This window comes from Bradyrhizobium sp. CCBAU 11357, from assembly GCF_028128865.1.
GTDB lineage: Bacteria > Pseudomonadota > Alphaproteobacteria > Rhizobiales > Xanthobacteraceae > Bradyrhizobium.
The window spans coordinates 103,270-123,086 of sequence record NZ_LBJW01000105.1 but is presented as its reverse complement, the minus strand read 5'-3'; the positions used below and the strand labels follow the sequence as shown (position 1 = coordinate 123,086).

The 19,817-nt window shown below is 65.5% G+C and carries 20 protein-coding genes; 8 read left to right on the top strand and 12 right to left on the bottom strand.

Annotated elements, in window-relative coordinates:
* Window positions 1–2 precede the first annotated feature (2 nt).
* Window positions 3–1,562, bottom strand: coding sequence for a histidine ammonia-lyase (gene hutH, locus XI05_RS23510; protein WP_271506157.1), 1,560 nt, complete (start codon window positions 1,560–1,562; stop codon window positions 3–5).
* On the bottom strand, window positions 1,559–2,773 hold the full coding sequence (gene hutI / locus XI05_RS23505) for an imidazolonepropionase (RefSeq protein ID WP_271506152.1): 1,215 nt from the start codon (window positions 2,771–2,773) through the stop codon (window positions 1,559–1,561). The genes hutH and hutI overlap by 4 nt, the downstream gene beginning before the upstream one ends.
* A gap of 87 nt (window positions 2,774–2,860) precedes the next feature.
* Here hutI and XI05_RS23500 point away from each other — a divergent pair, with 87 nt between their 5' ends.
* The 7 genes from XI05_RS23500 (at window position 2,861) to XI05_RS23470 (ending at window position 11,060) form a co-directional block, all read left to right on the top strand.
* Complete coding sequence (locus tag XI05_RS23500) at window positions 2,861–4,219, top strand: formimidoylglutamate deiminase (RefSeq protein ID WP_271506150.1); 1,359 nt, start codon at window positions 2,861–2,863, stop codon at window positions 4,217–4,219.
* Window positions 4,216–4,941: a histidine utilization repressor gene (gene hutC / locus XI05_RS23495; RefSeq protein WP_271506148.1), complete on the top strand. Its 726-nt coding sequence runs from the start codon at window positions 4,216–4,218 to the stop codon at window positions 4,939–4,941. Before XI05_RS23500 ends, hutC begins: the two co-directional genes overlap by 4 nt.
* A 105-nt stretch (window positions 4,942–5,046) precedes the next feature.
* Complete coding sequence (locus XI05_RS23490) at window positions 5,047–5,991, top strand: ABC transporter substrate-binding protein (protein ID WP_271506146.1); 945 nt, start codon at window positions 5,047–5,049, stop codon at window positions 5,989–5,991.
* A 61-nt stretch (window positions 5,992–6,052) separates the two neighbouring features.
* Window positions 6,053–6,826: an ABC transporter permease gene (locus XI05_RS23485; RefSeq protein WP_172785602.1), complete on the top strand. Its 774-nt coding sequence runs from the start codon at window positions 6,053–6,055 to the stop codon at window positions 6,824–6,826.
* Window positions 6,823–7,608 carry an ABC transporter ATP-binding protein gene (locus XI05_RS23480; protein WP_212255238.1) on the top strand — a complete coding sequence of 262 codons (786 nt, stop codon included), beginning with the start codon at window positions 6,823–6,825 and terminating at the stop codon, window positions 7,606–7,608. The genes XI05_RS23485 and XI05_RS23480 overlap by 4 nt, the downstream gene beginning before the upstream one ends.
* Window positions 7,601–8,827: a Zn-dependent hydrolase gene (locus tag XI05_RS23475; protein ID WP_271506143.1), complete on the top strand. Its 1,227-nt coding sequence runs from the start codon at window positions 7,601–7,603 to the stop codon at window positions 8,825–8,827. The genes XI05_RS23480 and XI05_RS23475 overlap by 8 nt, the downstream gene beginning before the upstream one ends.
* Before the next feature lie 1,081 nt (window positions 8,828–9,908).
* Window positions 9,909–11,060 carry an MFS transporter gene (locus tag XI05_RS23470; protein ID WP_271506140.1) on the top strand — a complete coding sequence of 384 codons (1,152 nt, stop codon included), beginning with the start codon at window positions 9,909–9,911 and terminating at the stop codon, window positions 11,058–11,060.
* On the opposite strand, the gene msrA is transcribed toward XI05_RS23470, so the two are convergent.
* The 5 genes from msrA to XI05_RS23445 form a co-directional block, all read right to left on the bottom strand.
* Window positions 11,057–11,572 (bottom strand): peptide-methionine (S)-S-oxide reductase MsrA, encoded by a 516-nt coding sequence (gene msrA / locus XI05_RS23465; RefSeq protein WP_271506137.1) that lies wholly within the window; start codon window positions 11,570–11,572, stop codon window positions 11,057–11,059. The genes XI05_RS23470 and msrA overlap by 4 nt on opposite strands.
* A 130-nt stretch (window positions 11,573–11,702) precedes the next feature.
* A complete protein-coding gene (locus XI05_RS23460) occupies window positions 11,703–12,125 on the bottom strand; it encodes an OsmC family protein (RefSeq protein ID WP_271506134.1) in 423 nt (140 codons plus the stop codon).
* A gap of 19 nt (window positions 12,126–12,144) precedes the next feature.
* Window positions 12,145–14,466: a molybdopterin guanine dinucleotide-containing S/N-oxide reductase gene (locus tag XI05_RS23455; RefSeq protein WP_271506131.1), complete on the bottom strand. Its 2,322-nt coding sequence runs from the start codon at window positions 14,464–14,466 to the stop codon at window positions 12,145–12,147.
* Between the two features lie 170 nt (window positions 14,467–14,636).
* A complete protein-coding gene (locus XI05_RS23450; RefSeq protein WP_212255547.1) occupies window positions 14,637–14,819 on the bottom strand; it encodes a hypothetical protein in 183 nt (60 codons plus the stop codon).
* 124 nt (window positions 14,820–14,943) lie between these two features.
* A complete protein-coding gene (locus XI05_RS23445) occupies window positions 14,944–15,138 on the bottom strand; it encodes a hypothetical protein (protein WP_271506128.1) in 195 nt (64 codons plus the stop codon).
* 87 nt (window positions 15,139–15,225) lie between these two features.
* Between XI05_RS23445 and XI05_RS23440 the strand changes: the two genes are divergently transcribed.
* Entirely contained in the window at window positions 15,226–15,741 is a 516-nt protein-coding gene (locus tag XI05_RS23440) for a YciE/YciF ferroxidase family protein (RefSeq protein WP_212255231.1), read from the top strand.
* A gap of 78 nt (window positions 15,742–15,819) precedes the next feature.
* Here XI05_RS23440 and XI05_RS23435 read toward each other — a convergent pair whose 3' ends face one another.
* The 5 genes from XI05_RS23435 to XI05_RS23415 form a co-directional block, all read right to left on the bottom strand.
* Complete coding sequence (locus XI05_RS23435; RefSeq protein ID WP_271506125.1) at window positions 15,820–16,677, bottom strand: SDR family oxidoreductase; 858 nt, start codon at window positions 16,675–16,677, stop codon at window positions 15,820–15,822.
* A 334-nt stretch (window positions 16,678–17,011) separates the two neighbouring features.
* Window positions 17,012–17,461, bottom strand: a complete 450-nt coding sequence (gene aroQ / locus XI05_RS23430; RefSeq protein WP_271506122.1) for a type II 3-dehydroquinate dehydratase — start codon at window positions 17,459–17,461, stop codon at window positions 17,012–17,014.
* A gap of 13 nt (window positions 17,462–17,474) precedes the next feature.
* The gene (locus XI05_RS23425; protein WP_271506119.1) at window positions 17,475–18,221 is read right to left on the bottom strand and encodes an amino acid ABC transporter ATP-binding protein; all 747 of its coding nucleotides are present in this window, start codon (window positions 18,219–18,221) and stop codon (window positions 17,475–17,477) included.
* 58 nt (window positions 18,222–18,279) lie between these two features.
* A complete protein-coding gene (locus XI05_RS23420) occupies window positions 18,280–19,107 on the bottom strand; it encodes a transporter substrate-binding domain-containing protein (protein ID WP_271506116.1) in 828 nt (275 codons plus the stop codon).
* A 51-nt stretch (window positions 19,108–19,158) separates the two neighbouring features.
* Window positions 19,159–19,815 (bottom strand): amino acid ABC transporter permease, encoded by a 657-nt coding sequence (locus XI05_RS23415; RefSeq protein ID WP_271506113.1) that lies wholly within the window; start codon window positions 19,813–19,815, stop codon window positions 19,159–19,161.
* Between the last annotated feature and the right edge of the window lie 2 nt (window positions 19,816–19,817).

Sequence of the window (19,817 nt, the reverse complement as noted above, 5' to 3'; positions counted from 1 at the left end):
CTTCAGACGAGTCTCGGAAACGGATCGGAACGAAGCTGCGCGACCGCGGCAGCCGGAAGCGCATCGGCTTCGATCAATGCAGCGGCCTTGGCGAGATCGCCGGCCATGTAGCGATCGGCAGCGAGCGCAGGCACCTGCTCACGCAACGCGGCAATGACGGCAACCAGCGGCGCGCTGGTCGCATGCGGCGCGCGCAGCGTGATGCCTTGGGCAGCGACCAGAAGCTCGATGCCGAGGATGGCGGCGAGATTGTCGGCCATGTCGGACAGGCGCCGCGCGGCATGCGCGGCCATCGAGACATGGTCTTCCTGGTTGGCGCTGGTCGGCGTCGAATCGATCGAGCAGGCGAGCGCACGCTGCTTGTTCTCGGCATAGAGCGCGGCAGCCGTCACCTCGGCGATCATGAAGCCGGAATTGAGGCCGGGATCGGGAGTGAGGAACGGCGGCAGGCCGAAATTGAGCGCGGGATCGACCAGCGTCGCGATGCGCCGCTCGCTGATCGCGCCGATCTCCGACAGCGCCAGCGCGAGTGCATCGGCGGCAAAGGCCACCGGCTCGGCGTGGAAATTGCCGCCGGAGACGATCTCCCCGGTCTCAACCAGCACCAGCGGGTTGTCGGTGACGGCGTTGGCCTCGACGATCAACGTGCGCGCAGCCTGCGTGATCAGATCGAGCGCTGCGCCTGCGACCTGTGGCTGGCAGCGCAAGCAATAGGGGTCCTGCACACGCTCGTCGCCTTCGAGGTGAGAGAGGCGGATGTCGCTGCCATCGAGCAGCGCGGTCAACGTCGCAGCCGCGGCAATCTGGCCGGCATGGCCGCGCAGCGCCTGGATTTCGGGGCGGAACGGTGCCGTCGAAGCCATCGCCGCATCCACCGCCAGCGCGCCGGTCACGAGTGCGGCGCGGGCGAGGCGATATGCACGCAGCACACCCGATAGAGCGTAGGCGGTCGAGAATTGCGTGCCGTTGATCAGCGCGAGGCCTTCCTTTGGCCCGAGGGTCAGCGGCGCGAGCCCGGCCGCCGCGAGAGCGTCGGCGCCGGATACGGTTTTCCCGTCAACGATCGCCTGCCCCTCGCCGATCATCACGGCCGTCATGTGCGCGAGCGGTGCCAGATCGCCGGAGGCGCCGACCGAGCCCTGCTGCGGCACCAGCGGACAGACGCCACGGGCCAGCATGTCCTGCAACTGCTCGATCACCGCGCGGCGCACGCCGGAGGCGCCACGCCCGAGCGAGACGATCTTCAACGCCATCATCAACCGCACGATCGGCTCCGGCGTCGGCTGGCCAACGCCGCAGCAATGCGAGACGATCAGGTTGCGCTGGAGCAGCGCGGTCTGGTCCGGCGGAATGCGCTTGGAGGCCAGCTTTCCGAAACCGGTGTTGATGCCGTAGGCGGGGACGTCCGCCTGCGCGGCTCGCGTAACGATTTGCGCAGCCGCCTCGACACGCGGCCAGAACGAGGGATCGAGCACGACGGGGGCGCCTTCGAGAACGCGCGCGAGATCGTCGAGGCTCACTGTTCCCGGCTTGACGACGATCGCTGTTTCCTGCTCCGTCACTGCCCCCTCCATACCCGCTTGTGCAGCGGATTGAAGCCGATGCGGTACACCAGCTCGGCGGGCCGCTCGATCTCCCAGATCGCAAGGTCGCACCATTTGCCGGCTTCCAGTGTGCCGGTCTCATTCAGGAGACCGAGTGCCCGCGCGCCTTCACGGGTGACGCCGGCAAGGCACTCGGCCACTTTCATCCGGAACAGGGTCGCCCCCATGTTCATCGCGAGCAGCAGCGAGGTCAGCGGCGAGCTGCCGGGATTGCAGTCGGTCGCCAGCGCCATGGGAACGTTATGCTTGCGGAACGTCTCGACCGGCGGCTTCTGCGTCTCGCGAATGAAATAGAACGCGCCGGGCAGCAGCACCGCCACCGTGCCGGCCCTCACCATTGCGGCGGCACCGGCTTCGTCGGTATGCTCGAGATGATCGGCCGAGAGCGCCAAGAATTTCGCGGCAAGCGCAGCGCCGCCAAGATTCGAGAGCTGGTCGGCATGGAGCTTGACCGGCAGTCCAAGTCCCCTCGCCGTTTCGAACACAAGCGCGGTCTGCTCGGCGGAGAATGCGATGCCCTCCATGAAGGCATCGACGGCATCGGCGAGGCCCGCTTTTGCGACCGCCGGCAGCATCTCCTTGCAGACCAGATTGATGTAACCATCCTTGTCGCCATCGGCCTCGACCGGCAGCGCATGCGCGCCCAAAAACGACGTGCGGATCGTAACCGGACGCGCGCGGCCGAGGCTGCGCGCGGCCGCCAGCTGCCGCATCTCGGTCTCGGTATCGAGACCATAGCCGGACTTGATCTCGACCGTGGTGGCGCCCTCAGCCGTCAGCGCGTCGAGCCGCGGCAGCGCGCCTGCGACGAGCTCGGCTTCGCTGGCCTTGCGCGTTGCCGCCACGGTCGAGACGATGCCGCCGCCGGCGCGCGCGATCTCTTCGTAGCTCGCCCCTTTCAGGCGCAGCTCGAATTCATGCGCGCGGTTGCCGCCATAGACCAGATGTGTATGGCAGTCGACGAGCCCGGGCGTGATCCAGCGCCCCTCGCAATCGATCCGCTCGATCGCGTCCGCATCGACGCGAAAGTCCGCTGTCGCGCCCGCATAGGCGATGCGGCCGCCGCGTGCGGCGATGACACCATGCCCGATCTCGCCAAGATCGGGACGATCGGCCCGCATCGTCGCGAGGCGGGCATTATGCCAGATCCGGTCGAAGCGCTCTGCCATGCGGGTATCCATTCGCCCTGGGGATGCTTGACTTATATGTCTAGACATATAATCGTAAGGCGGTTCTGTCCAGCCGGCGTGTAAATCATGACCCGACTGCATTTCGCTTCCGCGCTCCTGCCTTCGGGCTGGGCCAATGACGTGCAGGTGGTGATCGCCGCCGGCGCGATCGCGGCGGTGACACAGGGCGTGGCGCCGGCCGCCGGCGACGAGCGCCACGCCATCGCGCTTCCGGGACTTGCAAGCCTGCACAGCCACGCCTTCCAGCGCGGCATGGCCGGCCTCGCGGAACTGCGCGGCGACAGCACCGACACCTTCTGGACCTGGCGCGAGACGATGTATCGCTTCGCACTGGCAATGACGCCCGACGACGTCATGGCCGTTGCGACGCTGCTTTATGTCGAAATGCTCGAGCAGGGTTTTACCCGCGTCGGCGAATTCCACTATCTGCACCACGACCGCGACGGATCGCCCTACGCTGACCCTGCCGAGATGGCCGCGCGGATTGCACAGGCCGCTGAAGCCTCCGGCATTGCGCTGACGCTGCTGCCGAGTTTCTATGCGCATGGTTCGTTTGGAGGCGCAGCGCCGCATGCCGGGCAGCGCCGCTTCATCTGCACGGGCGATCGGTTCGCTGCATTGATGGCTGCCTCGCGCAAGGTTATCGCGAACTTGCCGGGCGCCAATATCGGCATCGCCCCGCACAGCCTGCGCGCTGTAGCGCCGGACGAGCTCGCCGCGATCATTCCACTCGCCGATCGCGGGCCGGTGCACATTCATGCCGCCGAGCAGGTGAAGGAGGTCGAGGATTGCCTGGCCTGGTCGGGCCGCCGCCCGGTGCAATGGCTGCTGGAGCACGCCCCGCTCGATCGGCGCTGGTGTCTCATTCACGCGACCCACATGACGAGTGAGGAAGTGACGGCGTTGGCCAGGACCGGTGCGGTGGCGGGCCTTTGTCCCATCACGGAAGCGAGCCTCGGCGACGGCGTTTTTTCGGCGCGGGAGTTTGTCGAGGCCGGCGGCTTTTTCGGCGTCGGTACCGATTCCAACGTGTTGATCGGCGCCGCCGACGAATTGCGCCAGCTCGAATACGGCCAGCGGCTCAAGCACCGCCAGCGCAACGTCCTCTCCGGCGGCGCAGGTCATTCCACAGGACGCTCGCTGTTCGACAGAGCGCTCGCCGGCGGCGCGCGGGCGCTGGCGCAGCCGTCCACCGGTCTTGTGCATGGCGCACGCGCCGACATCGTCACGCTCGACGCGGCACATCCATCGCTGGCAGGGCGCGCGCACGATGCCGTCATCGACGGCTGGATCTTCGCCGCCGGCGGCGCCGCCATCGATTGCGTCTGGGCCGGCGGCCGCAAGGTGGTCGAGGGCGGTCAGCATGGATTGCGCCAAGCCGCACGCGAACGCTTCAACGCGACAGTGCGGAGGCTCGTCGCATGAGCCTTGTCACCGATGCCGACAAGCCGACGCTCTACAAGCGCATCCGCGCCGACATCGAGAAGCGCATCCTGACCGGCGAATGGCCGCCCGGCCATCGCATTCCATTCGAGCACGAGCTGGTCGCGCGCTACGGCTGCTCGCGCATGACCGTGAACAAGGCGTTGTCGGAGCTCGCGCAAGCCGATCTGATCGAGCGGCGGCGGCGCGCCGGCTCGTTCGTGCGCCGGCCGCAGCATCAATCGGCGGTGCTCAAGATCGCCGACATCCGCGCCGAGATCTCCGCGCTTGGACGCGCTTACGGCTACGAGCTGATCGGCCGCAAGCTGCGCGCGGCAACGGCCGCCGACCGCGATCGCCTCGGCGTGAAGAAGGCCGGCAAGGTGGTCGCGATCACGTGCCGGCATAGCGCCGATAATGTGCCTTTCGCGGTCGAGGACAGGCTGATCGACCTCTCGTCCGTGCCCGATGCTGCGGCCGCGGATTTCTCGCGCGAGCCGCCCGGCTCGTGGCTGCTTCACCATGTCCCATGGACCGAGGCCGAGCATACGATCAGTGCCATCGTCGCGGACGACCGCACGGCGGAATCGCTCGACATTGCCGTCGGCGCCCCCTGCCTCGTGATCGACCGCTACACCTGGCGCAGCGCCCGTACCATCACCGCGGTGCGCCTGCTCTATCCCGGTGACTCTCACCGCCTTGTCGCCCGATTCAAGGGAGGCTGAGAGGACATGTCGGCACAATTTGTGCAACGCATCGGGCAACGGTCCAGGTGGGCCGACAGTGATCAACAAGACGTCAAACCATCGATCGGCAAGAGGACGAAAATCATGCGTAGTTCGAAAGTATTTGCGACAATCATTGCCCTCGCGGTGGCCACCCCCGCGCTCGCCGACGACGTCAAGGTCGGCGTCGGCATCTCCGGCTGGACCGGATTCGCGCCGCTGACGCTGGCGAAGGAGGCGGGCATCTTCAAGAAGAACGGCCTCGACGTCACCATCAAGAAGATCCCCCAGAAGGACCGCCATCTTGCCATCGCCTCCGGCGACATCCAGTGCGCGGCGACCACGGTCGAGACCTGGATCTCCTGGAACGCCAACGGCGTCGCGACCAAGCAGATCTTCCAGCTCGACAAGAGCTACGGCGCCGACGGCATGGCCGTGCGCAACGACGTCGCCGCGATCAAGGACCTCAAGGGCAAGACCGTCGCAGCTTCCGCGCCGGGCACCTCGCCCTATTTCGCACTGGCCTGGATGCTGAAGAAGAACGGCCTCACCACCAAGGACGTCACGATCGTCAACCTCGAGCCCGCCGCGGCCGCGCAGGCCTTCGTCTCCGGCCAGAACGATGCCGCGATGACCTACGAGCCTTATTTGTCGACGGTGCGTGCCGCGCCCGACAAGGGCAAGATCATCGCGACCACGCTGGACTATCCGATGGTGATGGACACGTTCGGCTGCACGCCGAAGTTCCTGACCGACAATCCCAAGGCCGCCAAGGCCCTCGCCGACAGCTATTTCGAGGCGCTCGAGTTGATCGCCAAGGACCAGGCCAAGTCCTACGAGATCATGGGCGCCGACGTGAAGCAGACCGGCGAGCAGTTCGGCAACTCTGCGAAATATCTGCGCTGGCAGGACAAGGCCGCGAACCAGAAGTTCTTCGCCGGCGACTTCCTGACCTTCAACAAGGAGGCCGCCGAGCTGCTGCTCGAGATCGGCATCATCAAGGCCGCGCCGAAGGTCGAGGACCTCTACGACGCGAGCTTCATCAAGTAACGTTCTCCAAGCTGCCGGCTCCGCCTCGGGCGGAGCCGGCGCACCATTCGGATACAGTTTGATGCGTCCCCTGGATCCCGTGACATCGAAGCAGCGTGCGGCGTACGGCTTGGCGTTCTTCGTGCTGTTCGTCGCCCTCTGGTCATGGGCGACGTTCGGCGGCCATGTGTCGAAGACCTTCCTCGCCAATCCGCTCACCATGGTGCAGGAGGGCCTCGAGCTGCTCGCCAAGCACGGCTTCCTGTTCGACATCGGCATGACGATCTGGCGCGTCGTCGGCGGCTTTGCACTCGCGGCAGTCATTGCGGTGCCGCTCGGCGTGCTGATGGGCGCCTACAAGCCGGTCGAAGCCTTCCTCGAGCCGTTCGTCTCATTTGCACGCTATCTGCCCGCTTCGGCCTTCATCCCGCTGCTGATCCTGTGGGCCGGCATCGGGGAATTGCAGAAGCTGCTCGTCATCTTCATCGGTTCGGTGTTCCAGGTCATCCTGATGGTCGCGGTGACGGTCGGCGCCACGCGGCGCGATCTGGTCGAGGCCGCCTACACGCTCGGCGCCAGCGACCGCGGCATCATCCGCCGCGTGCTGCTTCCCTCGTCCGCGCCGGAGATCGCAGAGATCCTGCGGCTGGTGCTGGGCTGGGCCTGGACCTACGTCATCGTCGCCGAGCTGATCGGCTCGTCCTCGGGCATCGGTCATATGATCACCGACAGCCAGGCGCTGCTCAACACCGGCCAGATCATCTTCGGCATCATCGTGATCGGATTGATCGGCCTGATCTCCGACTTCCTGTTCAAGGCGTTCAACGCCTGGCTGTTTCCCTGGAAGCTCGCATGACCATTCTCAAGATTGAACAGGTCTCGCGCACCTTCCCCGCACGCCACGGCAACGCGCCGACGCGGGCGCTGGAGCCGACCGACCTCACCATCGGCAACAACGACTTCGTCACCATCCTCGGCCCCTCCGGCTGCGGCAAGTCCACGCTGCTGCGCATCGTCGCGGGCCTCGACCGTCCGACCGGTGGCCGCGTCACGCTCGACGGACGCGAGGTGACCGGCCCGGGCGCCGATCGCGGCATGGTGTTCCAGTCCTACACGCTGTTTCCCTGGCTGACCGTGCGCGAGAACATCGCCTTCGGCCTGCGCGAGCGCGGCGTGTCCGAAGCGGAGCGACACAAGATCGCGGATGCCTTCATCCGCCAGGTCGGACTGTCCGGCTTCGAAAATCATTGGCCGAAGCAGCTCTCCGGCGGCATGCAGCAGCGCACGGCGATCGCGCGCGCGCTCGCCAATGACCCGAAGATCTTGTTGCTCGACGAGCCCTTCGGCGCGCTCGACAACCAGACCCGCGCCCTGATGCAGGAGATGCTGCTCGGGATCTGGGAGCGCGACCAGAAGACGGTGCTGTTCGTCACCCACGACATCGAGGAAGCCATCTTCCTCGGCAGCCGCGTCATCGTCATGAGCGCACGCCCCGGCCGCATCAAGGCCGAAATCCATGTGGACCTGCCGCATCCCCGCTCCTACAAGATCAAGACCACGCCGGAATTCGTCCAGCTGAAGGAACGGCTGGTCGAGGAGATCCGCACCGAGGCGTTGAAGGTTGCCGAACATGCCTGACACTCGCGCCGACGGACATCGCGTTCTCGCCGACCTCCATGCGCTGCGCGCCATCGGCGCCTACAAGACCGGCGTGCACAAGCCGACCTTCTCCGAGCCGCACAAGCTGTCGCTGGAGTGGCTCGTCCAGAAGCTGCCCGAGGCCGACCTCTCCGCGACCATTGACGGCATCGGCAATGTCTTCGGGACGAGCACGAAGTCCGGGCCGAAGCTGCTGGCGGGATCGCACCTGGAAAGCCAGAATTATGCCGGCTGGCTCGATGGCCCGCTCGGCATCGTCTATGCGCTCGAGGCCGCGCGCGTCCTGAACGCCGACGCTTCCGTGAACGGCGCGGTCGAGGTCGCCGCCTGGTGCGACGAGGAGGGACATTTCGGTCATTTCCTCGGCTCGCGCTCCTATGTCGGACAGGTGACCGAGGCCGACATCGACGCTGCCCGCGACCGCACCAGCGGCCGCACCATGCGCGATGCACTCGCCGACATGGGGCTCGCGGGGCGTCCGCGCATCACCGCCGAGCCGGGACGGCACGTCGGTTATCTCGAGGCGCATATCGAGCAGGGCGACACGCTCGAACACGGGCGCCTCGCGATCGGCGTCGTGACGTCCATCGTCGGCATCTGGCAATACCAGATCAATTTCAGCGGCGAGCAGAACCACGCCGGCACCACGCGCATGGCGGTGCGCAAGGATGCCGGCCTCGCGCTGGCCAAGTTCTGCGTCGCCATCGACGAGCGCTTCCCGAAAGCCTGCGGCCCGCGCACGGTCTGGACCACCGGCCGCATCACGCTCGATCCAGGCGCGCCGAGCATCATTCCCGGTGGCGCAGAGATGCTGTTCCAGATCCGCGACGACGACCCGACGGTCATCGCGCGGCTGGAGCAATTGCTCCGGACCATGGCGGACGAGGCCAGTGCCAATGGCCCCTGCACCGTCAGCGTGACGAAGCTGCGCACCGGCGCACCTGCGATGATGAATGCGGGCTTTCAGGACGCGATCGAGGCCGCGAGCAAGGCCGTCGCCGGCGGCCGATCCATCCGCGTGCCCAGCGGCGCCGGCCATGATGCGCAGATGCTCGCAACCGTCATGCCGGCCGGCATGCTGTTCGTGCCGTCGATCGGCGGCATCAGCCATCACTGGACCGAGAACACGGCGGAGGCCGACATCGTGACGGGCGCAGAGGTGTTCGTCGAGGCGTGCCGGCGGATTCTCGGAGGCTAGCGCTGCGTCCGGAGCATGAGAGCCAGCGTGGCGCATGCTCTCTCCACGCGTCATTGCGATGCTCCATGCACATCCGAGCGGCAGTGTCGTAGGGTGGGCAAAGGCGCATAGCGCCGTGCCCACCAATTTTGGCAGTAAGCGAGAATGAGTGGGCACGCAGCGCTTTGCCCACCCTACGATATTTGAGCTTGTGACACGCAGACACGCTTCGCGGCCTCGCGGCGTAATTCGCCCGAGCTTTGCCTGGTCTCGCCGCCCTCATATGCAAGAGGGCGCAGGGAAGGCCGGGTGCCGGCGGCACCCGCGGTCCGCTGCGCGAAGATGTAGCGCAAAAAGACCGCACAGCAGCATACAGGTGAAGCCCAACACACGGCCTTCCCTGCGCGATGGTCGGACGGCTTATGCCGCGCTCTCCCGGGAGCCGAGTTCCTTCCGGCCTCCCTCACTCCCGCGAAAGTCACCGGTACCGCGCCGGTTGACGCGATCACCGCATTCGCCAGAGCTTGACCGTAGCAACGACGGCCAGGACCACACGGTTTTGCCGTACGCGCGGTTCGTTGGCGCCGCAGGGTCCGACGGCGTTGTGCACGTTGCCATCGACATGCCGGCGCGACGAACCTGACAGCGCCGCTCGTCCGCACGAAGCATCGGGCTCACGGAGAGCAATCCGCCCTGCCCTTGGCATCTCGTACACGACGCTGCCGCGTCCACCGCAAGCCCGGCTCGCGACAATGACGACCGCATGATCGCCCCTCGAGATGAGCCGGGATGGGCGAGACATACGACATTTCCGAATTTCGGTAAAGCGGAATGTTTTTGCACGAGCGGGTTGACAGCCCGGCGAAACACCCCACTCCCGTAGCCCAGATGGAGCGCGAGCGTAATCCGGGAAAGTGCACGATGCCGGGCGAGCGGCCCCGGATTAAGCTACCCGCTCCATCCGGGCAACCGGCCACCTGCAATCGCGACAAGTTGCTCGCAGCTGGCACGAGCTGCGACAATCTGAACGCGGTGCCGACACAAAGCTGCGGCATTTCTTCGCTTTCTCCTCCACCCCCGCCTGTACTTCCCCGGAGTTCCCATGTCTTCTGCCGATCGGCCGGCGACCCGCCTTGCCACCCGGCTTGCCTTCCTCGTCGCGGGCTTCGGCATCGCGTGCTGGGCACCGCTGGTGCCGTTCGCGAAGGCGCGGCTCGCCGTCGACGACGGGGTCCTCGGGCTGCTCCTGCTCAGCCTCGGCATCGGCTCGGTCGTCGCGATGCTGCTCACAGGCATTCTCAGCGCGCGCTACGGCAGCAGGCCGGTCATCGTCGCGGGCGGGCTTGGTCTGACGCTGGTGCTGCCGCTGCTCGCGATCGCAAGCTCACCGCTGTCGCTGGCGCTGGCGCTGATTGCGTTCGGCGCTGCGCTCGGCTCGATCGACGTTGCCATGAACATCCACGCCGTGGAGGTGGAGCGCGCCGCGGGACGCCCGCTGATGTCCGGGTTCCACGCCCTGTTCAGCATCGGCGGATTCGCCGGATCCGCGCTGATGACGGCGTTGCTCTCGCTGCAGCTCGGCGCGCTCGCCTGCACCCTGATCTGCTCCGTGCTGATGCTGATCGCGATGCTGGTGACCTGGCCGCGACTGCTTCGCTCGGTGCAGGTGCAGGAGGGCCCGTTGTTCGTGCTGCCGCACGGATCGGTGCTGCTGCTGGCGCTGCTCGGCGCCATCACCTTCCTGGTCGAAGGCGCGATGCTCGATTGGGGCGCGCTGCTCGTGATCGGCGCCGGGCTCGTCAGCGAGGCGCAAGGCGGCATCGGCTACATCGTGTTCTCGATCGCGATGACGGTCGGCCGGCTCGGCGGCGACGCGGTCGTTGCGCGCATCGGAGACCGCACGACATTGCTGTGGGGCAGCCTCATTGCGATCGCCGGCTTCGTGGTGCTGCTCACCGCCCCCGTGGCAGCGGTCGCCATCGGCGGATTCCTGCTGATCGGGCTCGGCGCCTCGAACCTCGTGCCTGTGCTGTTCCGCCGGGCGGCGCAGCAAAAGGTGATGCCCACGGGACTTGCGGTCGCGGCGATCACGACGGCAGGCTACGCAGGCGTCCTGCTCGGCCCTGCCGGCGTCGGCTTCGTCGCACAGCTCGGCGGACTGCCGATGGCATTTTGGCTGCTCGCCGCCTTGATGGGTCTCGTCACGTTGACGGCGCAGATCGTCACCGCGGAGCAGCGCCCGACCGGGCCTTAGCCTCCGACCGCCGCAGCGCGACGCGGCAGTTTCCAGCCGGGCCGGATGAAGTGGCAGGTGTAGCCGTCAGGATAATGTTCGAGATAATCCTGATGCTCGGGCTCGGCTTCCCAGAACTCGCGGGCGGGCGCGACCTCGGTCACCACCTTGCCGGGCCACAGGCCGGACGCCTCGACGTCGGCAATGGTGTCTTCGGCAATCCGCTTCTGCTCCTCGCTGGTGTAGAAGATCGCCGAGCGATAGCTCGTGCCGATATCGTTGCCCTGACGGTTGAGCGTGGTCGGATCATGGATCTGGAAGAAGAACTCCAGCATGGTCCGGAAGCTGGTCCTGGCTGGGTCGAACACGATCTCGATCGCTTCGGCATGGCCATCATGATTGCGGTAGGTGGCGTTCTTGACGTGCCCGCCGGTGTAACCGACGCGGGTGGAGATCACGCCCGGCTGCTTGCGGATCAGATCCTGCATGCCCCAGAAGCAGCCTCCGGCCAAAACTGCGCGTTCCGTCGTCATGTGATGTGCTCCCAATGATCGCCAAACGGCTCGTGCATCATATAGGCTTTCGGCCACCCGGCCGAAAGCCACGCATTGACGCGGGTCCATCCGGTGCCTGGACCGGACGGACCGGAAGCAAACGCTTGCCCTAGACCAGCTTGGCGTCGAGCGTGATGGCGGCGTTGAGCACCTTGGACACCGGGCAGTTCTTCTCGGCCTCGCCGGCGAACCGGGCGAAGCCGGCATCGTCGAGACCAGGCACTTTCGCCCGCAGGGTCAGCGCGGATTTGCTGATTTTGAAACCCTTGCCTTCGGGCTCGAGCGTGACGGCGGCTTCGGTCGAGAGCTCGTCCGGCGTGAAACCCGCCATCTGGAGGCCGAAGGCAAGCGCCATGGTGAAACAGCCGGCATGGGCTGCGGCGATCAACTCTTCGGGATTGGTGCCCTTCTCGTTCTCGAAGCGGGTCTTGAACGAATAGGGCGTCGCGGCAAGCACGCCGGATTCGCTCGACAGATGGCCTGCGCCATCGCGACCAGTGCCCTTCCAGACTGCTGTTGCCTTGCGGATCATCTCAGCTCTCCTTGCTTGTCTACACCGGATCGAACGCCCGGATCGGCGGCAGATTGCCGGTGAACTTCTCCACCTCGACGGTCGTCAGCTGGCCGGTGCAGCCCTGCGCCAGGGACGAGGTGCCGACGTCGCGGGTCAGCACGTTCGGATTGCCGTGAACGCAGAGCGGCGCCTCGTCTTCGGGATCCATCGGATCATACCACGCGCCGGTCGGAAGCTGAACCACGCCGGGCGCGATGCCGTCGGTGACGTGGACCGCGGCGAGGCACGCGCCGCGCTTGTTGAACAGGCGGATGATGTCGCCGTCCTTGATGCCGCGCGCTTGCGCGTCGACCGGGTTCATGCGCGCGACCTCGCGGCCGCGATGCTTTGCGGAGAGCGAATGCCCGCCGAAATCGAGCTGGCTGTGCAGGCGCGTCACCGGCTGGTTGGCGACGAGGAAGCACGGCGCTCCCGGCTTGGGAATATCGGTCTTGTCGAGCCAGACCGGATGGCCCGGACAATCCGCATCGCCGTGCGCTGCGATCTTGGCCGAGAAGATCTCGATCCGTCCGCTCGGCGTCGGCAAGGCGTGATTGACGGGGTCCTCGCGGAAGCGGCGCAGCCGGCCGCCGTCGTCGGGCTGCTGCGGCACGACCAGGCTGCCGCGCGCCCAGAACGCGTCGAAGTCAGGTGCCTCCAGGCCGCGCTTCGCCAGCGAAGCGCGCGTCGGCTCGTAGAGATGCTCCAGCCACTGCCGCGACGTGCGTCCCTCGGTGAAGGGCTCACGCGCACCGAGGCGTTCGGCGAGATCGGCAAAGATGTCGTAGTCGTCGCGCGCCAGCCCGAACGGCTCGGCGATCCGGTGCATGGCGACCATGAGCGGATCGTTGGTGGAATAGCCGATGTCCTCGCGCTCCAGCGTCATCGTCGCGGGCAGCACGATGTCGGCGTGGCGGGCGGTGGCGGTCCAGGCGAGCTCGTGCACGACCAGCGTGTCCACCTTCGCGAACGCCTTGCGCAGGCGGTTGATGTCCTGATGGTGATGGAACGGATTGCCGCCCGCCCAGTAGACCAGACGAATGTCCGGATAGGTGCGCGTCTCGCCGTTGTAGCGATACGTGCCGCCGGGATTGAGCAGCATATCGGCGATGCGCGCCACCGGGATGAAATCAGCAACGCCGTTGCGGCCCTGCCCCAGCGTCGGCCCCGGCACGTCGTTGACGCGGCGGCCGTAATAGCCGATCGCCCCCAGCGAATAGGCATAGCCGCCACCGGGAAGGCCGATCTGGCCGAGGGCCGCCGCCAGCACCATGCCCATCCACACCGGCTGCTCGCCATGCTCGGCGCGCTGCAGCGAATGGGAGACGGTGACGAGCGCGCGCTTTCCGGCAAGACGCCGCGCCAGCTTGCGGATCGCATCCGCCTGGACGCCGCAGATCGCGGCGGCCCATTCGGCGTGCTTGGCTTGCCCGTCGCTCTCACCGTTGAGATAGCGCAGGAAGATTGGCCAGCCCTCGGTGTAGCGATCGAGGAAGGCCTGGTCGTGCAGGTTCTCACCGACCAGCGTATGGACGATGCCGAGCATCAACGCGGTGTCGGTGCCGGGCACACAAGCCATCCATTCGGCGCCGGCTTCGACCGGCAGATCGTCGCGAAGCGGGCTGACCAGGATGAACTCGCAGCCGCGCGCCCGCGCCGCCGCCATGGCGCCGCGCTCGACATGCTTGCTGATCGAGCCGCCGGCCACCATGGAGTTCTTCAGCGCCATGCCGCCGAACGCCAGCACGATGTCCGTCTCGGTCGCAATCTGCTCCCAGGTAACGTTGCGCTTGGTGATGTCCTCGTAGCCGGCCAGGATCTGCGGCAGCAGCACCGAGGACGCACCGGACGAATAGGTGTTGACCGAGCGCACATAGCCGCCCATCGCGATATTGAGGAAGCGATGCACCTGGCTCTGGGCATGATGGAAGCGCCCGGCACTCGACCAGCCATAGGAGCCGCCGAACACGGCGCCGGGCCCACGCGTGTCGCGGATGCGGCCGAGCTCGTCGCCGAGGAGATCGAGCGCCTTTTCCCAGCTGACGGAGACGAATTCGTCGCGGCCGCGGCGATTGTCGGGGCCCGGCCCGCGCTCGAGCCAGCCGCGGCGGATGGCCGGCTGGGCGATGCGCGCCTGGTGGCGGAGCGCGCCGGGAAAATTGTCGATGATGCCGTTCGGATCGGGATCGCCCGCATAGGCCCTGACCTCCAGCCCGGCCGCGCCTTGGCGCGCGGAGAACACGCCCCAATGCGAGGTGTGCGGCTTGAAGCCGTCCGACAGGTCAAGACCGGGGTCGGGGAAGCCAATCGTATCGTCCATCTCTGATCCTCGTTCCGGCGGCGTCGGCAAAGGGTGGTAATATACCGATCCGCTCCGGACGTCGTCGAGATCAGGGTTGACGGGAACGCTGACCTGCCCCGCGCAAAGCCAGCCTCAGGGCTGTTGACACTCCCGAGTGTCATCGAGCGCGTTATGGCGCCGACGCTGCATCATCCGCGTGCGCAGCAATCGACCAGCAGATTCCAGATCCGCTGCGTCTCTTCTCTCTTGTTCGCCTCCGGCACGTTCTCCGCGCTCGACCGATCAAGCGCGGCGATAGTGGGGGGTTGGCGAGGCACGATCCACCGCTCCGAAATCGGGTCGTACCATTTGCCGATATTCATCTCAGTCACGACGGTCGACTCACAGATTGACAGGCTCGGGCGATGCGCCCCGCGCGGTCCTCATTGGAGCCCGTGTGGCGCGCCACCCGATTCACCAATCAGGAGATCGCACGTTGGTTCCAGGCCCGCTGCGTCAGCCTGGCGGGGCTGGATGCAGCGTGCGCGGATGCCGCTCGTGCAGCAATCGCGCGAGCTCCTCGCGCTCGGTGTCGCGGCCCTTCATCGCGGTCTCGAACAGTGCTTCCTGGATGTCGCGAGGCATGTCGCCCCACACGTCCATCGCCGCACGCCCGAGCAGGTCCGCAAAATGATCCACTCCATCGCTCATTCGGCTCTCCCGATCTGCACACGGGAATGGAACAGCGGCGGCCGCGCCGCGTTCCACTGCCATCATTGTGAAAAGGAGACGTCTTTTATGGGATTCTTCACCAAGGACATCAAATCGATGGAAGACCTGCTGCTGCACGGGCTCCAGGACATCTATTACGCAGAACAGCAGATCCTGAAAGCGCTGCCGAAGATGATCGACAAGGCGACCAACAGGGATCTCGTCGCCGGGCTGAAGGCGCATCTGGAAGAGACCAACAAGCAGGTCGAGCGCCTCGACAAGGTCTTCGCCAAGCTTGGCAAGGAGCCGAGCGGCATGCATTGTCCGGCCATCGACGGCCTGATCAAGGAAGCCGACGAGACCGCCGGGGAGATCGAGGACAAGGCCGTGCTGGACGCTGCGATCGTCGCCAACGCACAGGCGGTGGAGCACTATGAAATGTGCCGGTACGGCACGCTGATCGCCTGGGCGGAAGAGCTCGGCCACGACGACATCGTGCGCTTCCTCACCACCAATCTGAACGAAGAGAAGGCCGCCAACACCAAGCTCAACACGGTGGCCCTGCGCAAAGGCGTCAACGCCAAGGCGTCCAACGCCGCGTGATCGAGGCAGACTGAGCAAGACGATGGCGGCGCCCGCGGCGCGGCCATCCTGATCTCCGCTGCGAACAGATACGTCGGGTCAGATGAACGGCTTGCCACCGGTGACGGCCAACGTCGCCCCCGACGTGTAGCTCGAAAGCGGATCGGCCAGCATGACATAGGCCGTCGCGAGCTCGGCCGGCTGGCCGGCGCGCTGCATCGGCACCTGCTTGCCGAAGTTCTTGACCCTTTCCTCCGACATGGTCGAGGGAATCAGCGGCGTCCAGATCGGCCCCGGCGCCACCGCATTGACCCGGATACCCTTCTCAGCCAGCATCTGCGCGAGCCCGCCGGTGAAATTCTGGATGGCACCCTTCGTCGTGGCATAAGCCAAAAGGCTCGGGTTCGGCATGTCGGAATTCACCGAGGCCGTGTTGATGATCGCGGATCCCGGCCGCATGTGGGGGACGGCAGCCTTGGCCAGATAGAACATGGCGTGGATGTTGGTCTCGAACGTCCGCCGCCATTCCTCGTCGCTGATATCCGCGATGTCCTTGAACGTCGCCTGATGGGCGGCGTTGTTGACGAGGATGTCGATGCCGCCGAGCTCTTGGACGGTGCGACGCACGATGGCGCGGCAATGCTCGGGATTGCTGATATCGCCCGGGATCAGGACGGCCTTGTGTCCCTCCCGCTCCACCAGCGCCTTGACCTCGGCCGCATCCTCGTCCTCGTTCAAATAGGAGATGACGATGTCCGCGCCTTCACGCGCATAGGCGATCGCCACCGCGCGGCCGATGCCGCTGTCGCCGCCCGTGATGATGGCCTTCTTTCCAGCAAGACGGCCGGCGCCCTTGTAACTCTCTTCGCCGTGATCCGGGCGCGGCTGCATCGCCCGCGTCGAGCCCGGCATCGGCTGCTGCTGCGCAGGATAAGGCGGCTTTGGATAATCGATCATGGACAACTCCCGGCGTTTGCTGCGCTAACGGAGCGCCGCCGAAAGTGTTCCTGTTGTTTGAGCCTGCCGCCTGGGCAGGCCCGGTTCCGCCGCCGCCACGGTCCGCGACCGCGCGCGCGTCCCTAACCCGATGCCACAAAAGCTGCATCCCTTTTGGGACTGAGCCGCGCACCGCGTCTGCCGTCGTCGGCTGCCACAATCTGCACCTGCACGTCCCTCGGCTTAGCCAGATCTGCGCTCAATCCTCGACATAAACGAATTGATTTCCGGCGCCGGTCGCACGGCCCGTTGATGCCCCCATCACCGTCAGGCGGACGCGCGCCGCCATCCGATGCTACCCCTTCTTCTCATCAAGCAGCTTGGCCACACGACGCAAGCCAAGCAGATAACCCTGAGTGCCGAACCCTGCGATGACCCCATCAGCTCGTTTAGAGACGAACGAGTGGTGGCGGAATTCCTCGCGCTTGTGCACGTTGGAGATATGCACCTCGATCACCGTCCCCTCGAACGTATTCAAGGCATCCAGGATGGCGACCGACGTATGGGTGAACGCCGCCGGATTCATTACGATACCGGCAGCCGTCTCGCGCGCCTCGTGGATCCAGTCGATCAGCTCGTACTCCCTGTTGGATTGATGGAAGCGAATCTCCAGGCCAAGCTCCCCGGCCAACGCTCGACAATCCCGCTCCACGTCCGCAAGCGTCTCGTAGCCGTAGATATGGGGCTGGCGCTTGCCAAGCAAATTGAGATTTGGCCCGTTCAGGACGTAGACAAGACGACTCATGAGATAACTCCGTTCAATGATGGGCAAGGATCTCGCCGAGGAACTGCTTGGTGCGGGCATGCTGAGGATTGCGGAAGAAGGCGTCGGGCGCGCCTTCTTCGATGATCTGGCCTTCAGCCATGAAGATGACGCGATCGGCAACCTGGCGGGCGAAGCCCATCTCGTGGGTGACGCAGATCATGGTCATGCCATCATTGGCGAGGCCTATCATCGTATCGAGCACCTCCTTGACCATCTCAGGGTCGAGCGCCGAGGTCGGCTCGTCAAACAGCATCACCTTCGGCTGCATGCAGAGCGCGCGCGCGATCGCGACGCGCTGTTGCTGACCGCCGGAAAGCTGAGCCGGATACTTCTCGGCCTGGTCACCGATGCGGACGCGCTCGAGGTATTTTCGCGCGGTCGCCTCCGCCTCGGTCTTGCTGATCCGGCGCGCGCGGATGGGCGCGAGCATACAGTTCTGCAACACCGTCATATGCGGAAAAAGGTTGAAGCTCTGAAAGACCATGCCGACATCCTGACGTACGACATCGATGGCCTTGATGCTGTCGTCCAGCCGATGGCCGTTCACCACGATACTGCCCTGCTGGATCGGCTCCAGGCGGTTGATGCAGCGGATCAGCGTCGATTTGCCCGAGCCGGACGGGCCGCAAAGCACGATCTTTTCACCTCTGCGCACGGTGAGATCGACGTTGCGGAGAGCTTGGTATCCGCCGTACCACTTCTGCACGCCCTTCATTTCGATCAGGATCTGGCCCTGCATGCTGGTCTCCGCCGTTGGGCGGCGGCCAACGCGCATCGCGTCGGCCGCTCGCAGTGGCTTACTGGACGGTGAAGGGAACGCCGGGTACAGAGTCCGGGAAGACAGGGACCGGGACCTTCATCCATTTGGCGTAGAAAGCGGCCAACTTGCCGTTCGACTTGATCTGGTCGATGAACTTGTTGGCCGTCTCGTTCCATTCCTTGTCGCCCAGGCGCGTGCAAGCGCCGTTGTAAAGCGCGGTGAAGTGAAGCTTGGGCTCGAAGCCGAGTTCCGGCTTTGCGGCGTTGAGGCGCTGGGGATAAAACAGGTTCGCGCCGACCGCCTGGACCTGCCCGGAGAGCAGCGCCTGGATCGTAGCCGCGTCATCGTCGAACCTACGGATCTCGGTCCCGGACGGGGCATTGTTGGTCACCTGAGTATCCTGCGTGGAGGACCTGGGAACGCCGATGACGAATTTCCTCATGTCGGCATTGCTATTGATCGGCGTTGCCTGGGCGGCAACCAGCGTGATCTCGTTGGCGACGTAGGGCTTGGAATACTGCACCGCCTTCGCGCGCTCGGGCAGCATGGCCATGGTTGCGAAGAGGATGTCGACGCGGCCCGTGGTCAGCGCCGGAATACGATTGGCCACCGCCAGAGGGACGAACTCGGCCTTCACGCCGAGATATTCAGCGAAGGCACGCCCCATGTCGGCATCGATGCCATCCTGCTTTCCCGAGCTATCGACATAGCCCCACGGAGGATTATCGCCCTGAATGCCGATGACGACGACGCCCTTCTTCTTCACGTCTTCCAGAGTGCCCGCCTGCGATTCGCCTGCGACAGCGATGGCCCCCAGAGTCAAAAGCGCAACGCCGAGCTGGCGACGATTGAGTGAAAACAACATGAAACTCCTCCTCCTTGTAATGGCTGTATTGATTGAGCAGGTGCGCCATTCCTACCTTTGACTGGCCAGGGCGAGCCTGGCTTCCATCCGGCTGCCCCACCACGAGAGTGGCCAGCAGAGGATGAAATACATTGCGCCGACCACTCCGAAGACGAGCAACGGCTGGAAGGTCTGGTTCGATACGATTTGGCCGGCGCGAGCGAGTTCGATGAAGCCGACGATGGCAGCGAGCGAGGTGCCCTTGATGAGCTGCACGAGATAGCCGATGGTCGCCGGCAGCGAGATGCGGATCGCCTGCGGCAGCACGATGTCGCGCATGCGCGACGAATAGTGCAGACCAAGCGCCATCGCTGCCTCGGTCTGGCCACGCGGCACGGCCTGGATCGCTCCGCGCCAGATCTCGCCGAGGAAGGCGGAGGCATTTACGGTAAAACCGATCGCCACCGCGACGAACGCGTCGAGCTTCAAGCCGGTCAGCGCCAATCCGTAATACACGACGAAGAGCTGCAGCAGCAGCGGCGTGCCCTGGAATATCCCGATATAGATGCGGGTAATCCACTCCACGCCCCTGTGGCCGCAGGTGCGCAGCAAAGCGATAGCGAGCCCCGCCGTGCAGCCGCCCACGAACGCGACCAGCGTCAGCAGCACGGTCCATTGCAGACCACGCAGCAGGAAGCCGAACTCGGGAAGACCAAAATGCGGTGTCATGA

Coding starts and splice junctions, on each gene's coding strand:
- XI05_RS23455 (WP_271506131.1), bottom strand. CDS start 14,466: ATGGACGATACGATTGGCTTCCCCGACCCCGGTCTTGACCTGTCGGAC.
- aroQ (WP_271506122.1), bottom strand. CDS start 17,461: ATGAGTCGTCTTGTCTACGTCCTGAACGGGCCAAATCTCAATTTGCTT.
- XI05_RS23485 (WP_172785602.1), top strand. CDS start 6,053: ATGCGTCCCCTGGATCCCGTGACATCGAAGCAGCGTGCGGCGTACGGC.
- XI05_RS23500 (WP_271506150.1), top strand. CDS start 2,861: ATGACCCGACTGCATTTCGCTTCCGCGCTCCTGCCTTCGGGCTGGGCC.
- XI05_RS23460 (WP_271506134.1), bottom strand. CDS start 12,125: ATGATCCGCAAGGCAACAGCAGTCTGGAAGGGCACTGGTCGCGATGGC.
- hutC (WP_271506148.1), top strand. CDS start 4,216: ATGAGCCTTGTCACCGATGCCGACAAGCCGACGCTCTACAAGCGCATC.
- XI05_RS23415 (WP_271506113.1), bottom strand. CDS start 19,815: ATGACACCGCATTTTGGTCTTCCCGAGTTCGGCTTCCTGCTGCGTGGT.
- XI05_RS23470 (WP_271506140.1), top strand. CDS start 9,909: ATGTCTTCTGCCGATCGGCCGGCGACCCGCCTTGCCACCCGGCTTGCC.
- XI05_RS23475 (WP_271506143.1), top strand. CDS start 7,601: ATGCCTGACACTCGCGCCGACGGACATCGCGTTCTCGCCGACCTCCAT.
- XI05_RS23425 (WP_271506119.1), bottom strand. CDS start 18,221: ATGCAGGGCCAGATCCTGATCGAAATGAAGGGCGTGCAGAAGTGGTAC.
- XI05_RS23435 (WP_271506125.1), bottom strand. CDS start 16,677: ATGATCGATTATCCAAAGCCGCCTTATCCTGCGCAGCAGCAGCCGATG.
- XI05_RS23445 (WP_271506128.1), bottom strand. CDS start 15,138: ATGAGCGATGGAGTGGATCATTTTGCGGACCTGCTCGGGCGTGCGGCG.
- XI05_RS23420 (WP_271506116.1), bottom strand. CDS start 19,107: ATGTTGTTTTCACTCAATCGTCGCCAGCTCGGCGTTGCGCTTTTGACT.
- hutI (WP_271506152.1), bottom strand. CDS start 2,773: ATGGCAGAGCGCTTCGACCGGATCTGGCATAATGCCCGCCTCGCGACG.
- XI05_RS23480 (WP_212255238.1), top strand. CDS start 6,823: ATGACCATTCTCAAGATTGAACAGGTCTCGCGCACCTTCCCCGCACGC.
- msrA (WP_271506137.1), bottom strand. CDS start 11,572: ATGACGACGGAACGCGCAGTTTTGGCCGGAGGCTGCTTCTGGGGCATG.
- XI05_RS23440 (WP_212255231.1), top strand. CDS start 15,226: ATGGGATTCTTCACCAAGGACATCAAATCGATGGAAGACCTGCTGCTG.
- XI05_RS23490 (WP_271506146.1), top strand. CDS start 5,047: ATGCGTAGTTCGAAAGTATTTGCGACAATCATTGCCCTCGCGGTGGCC.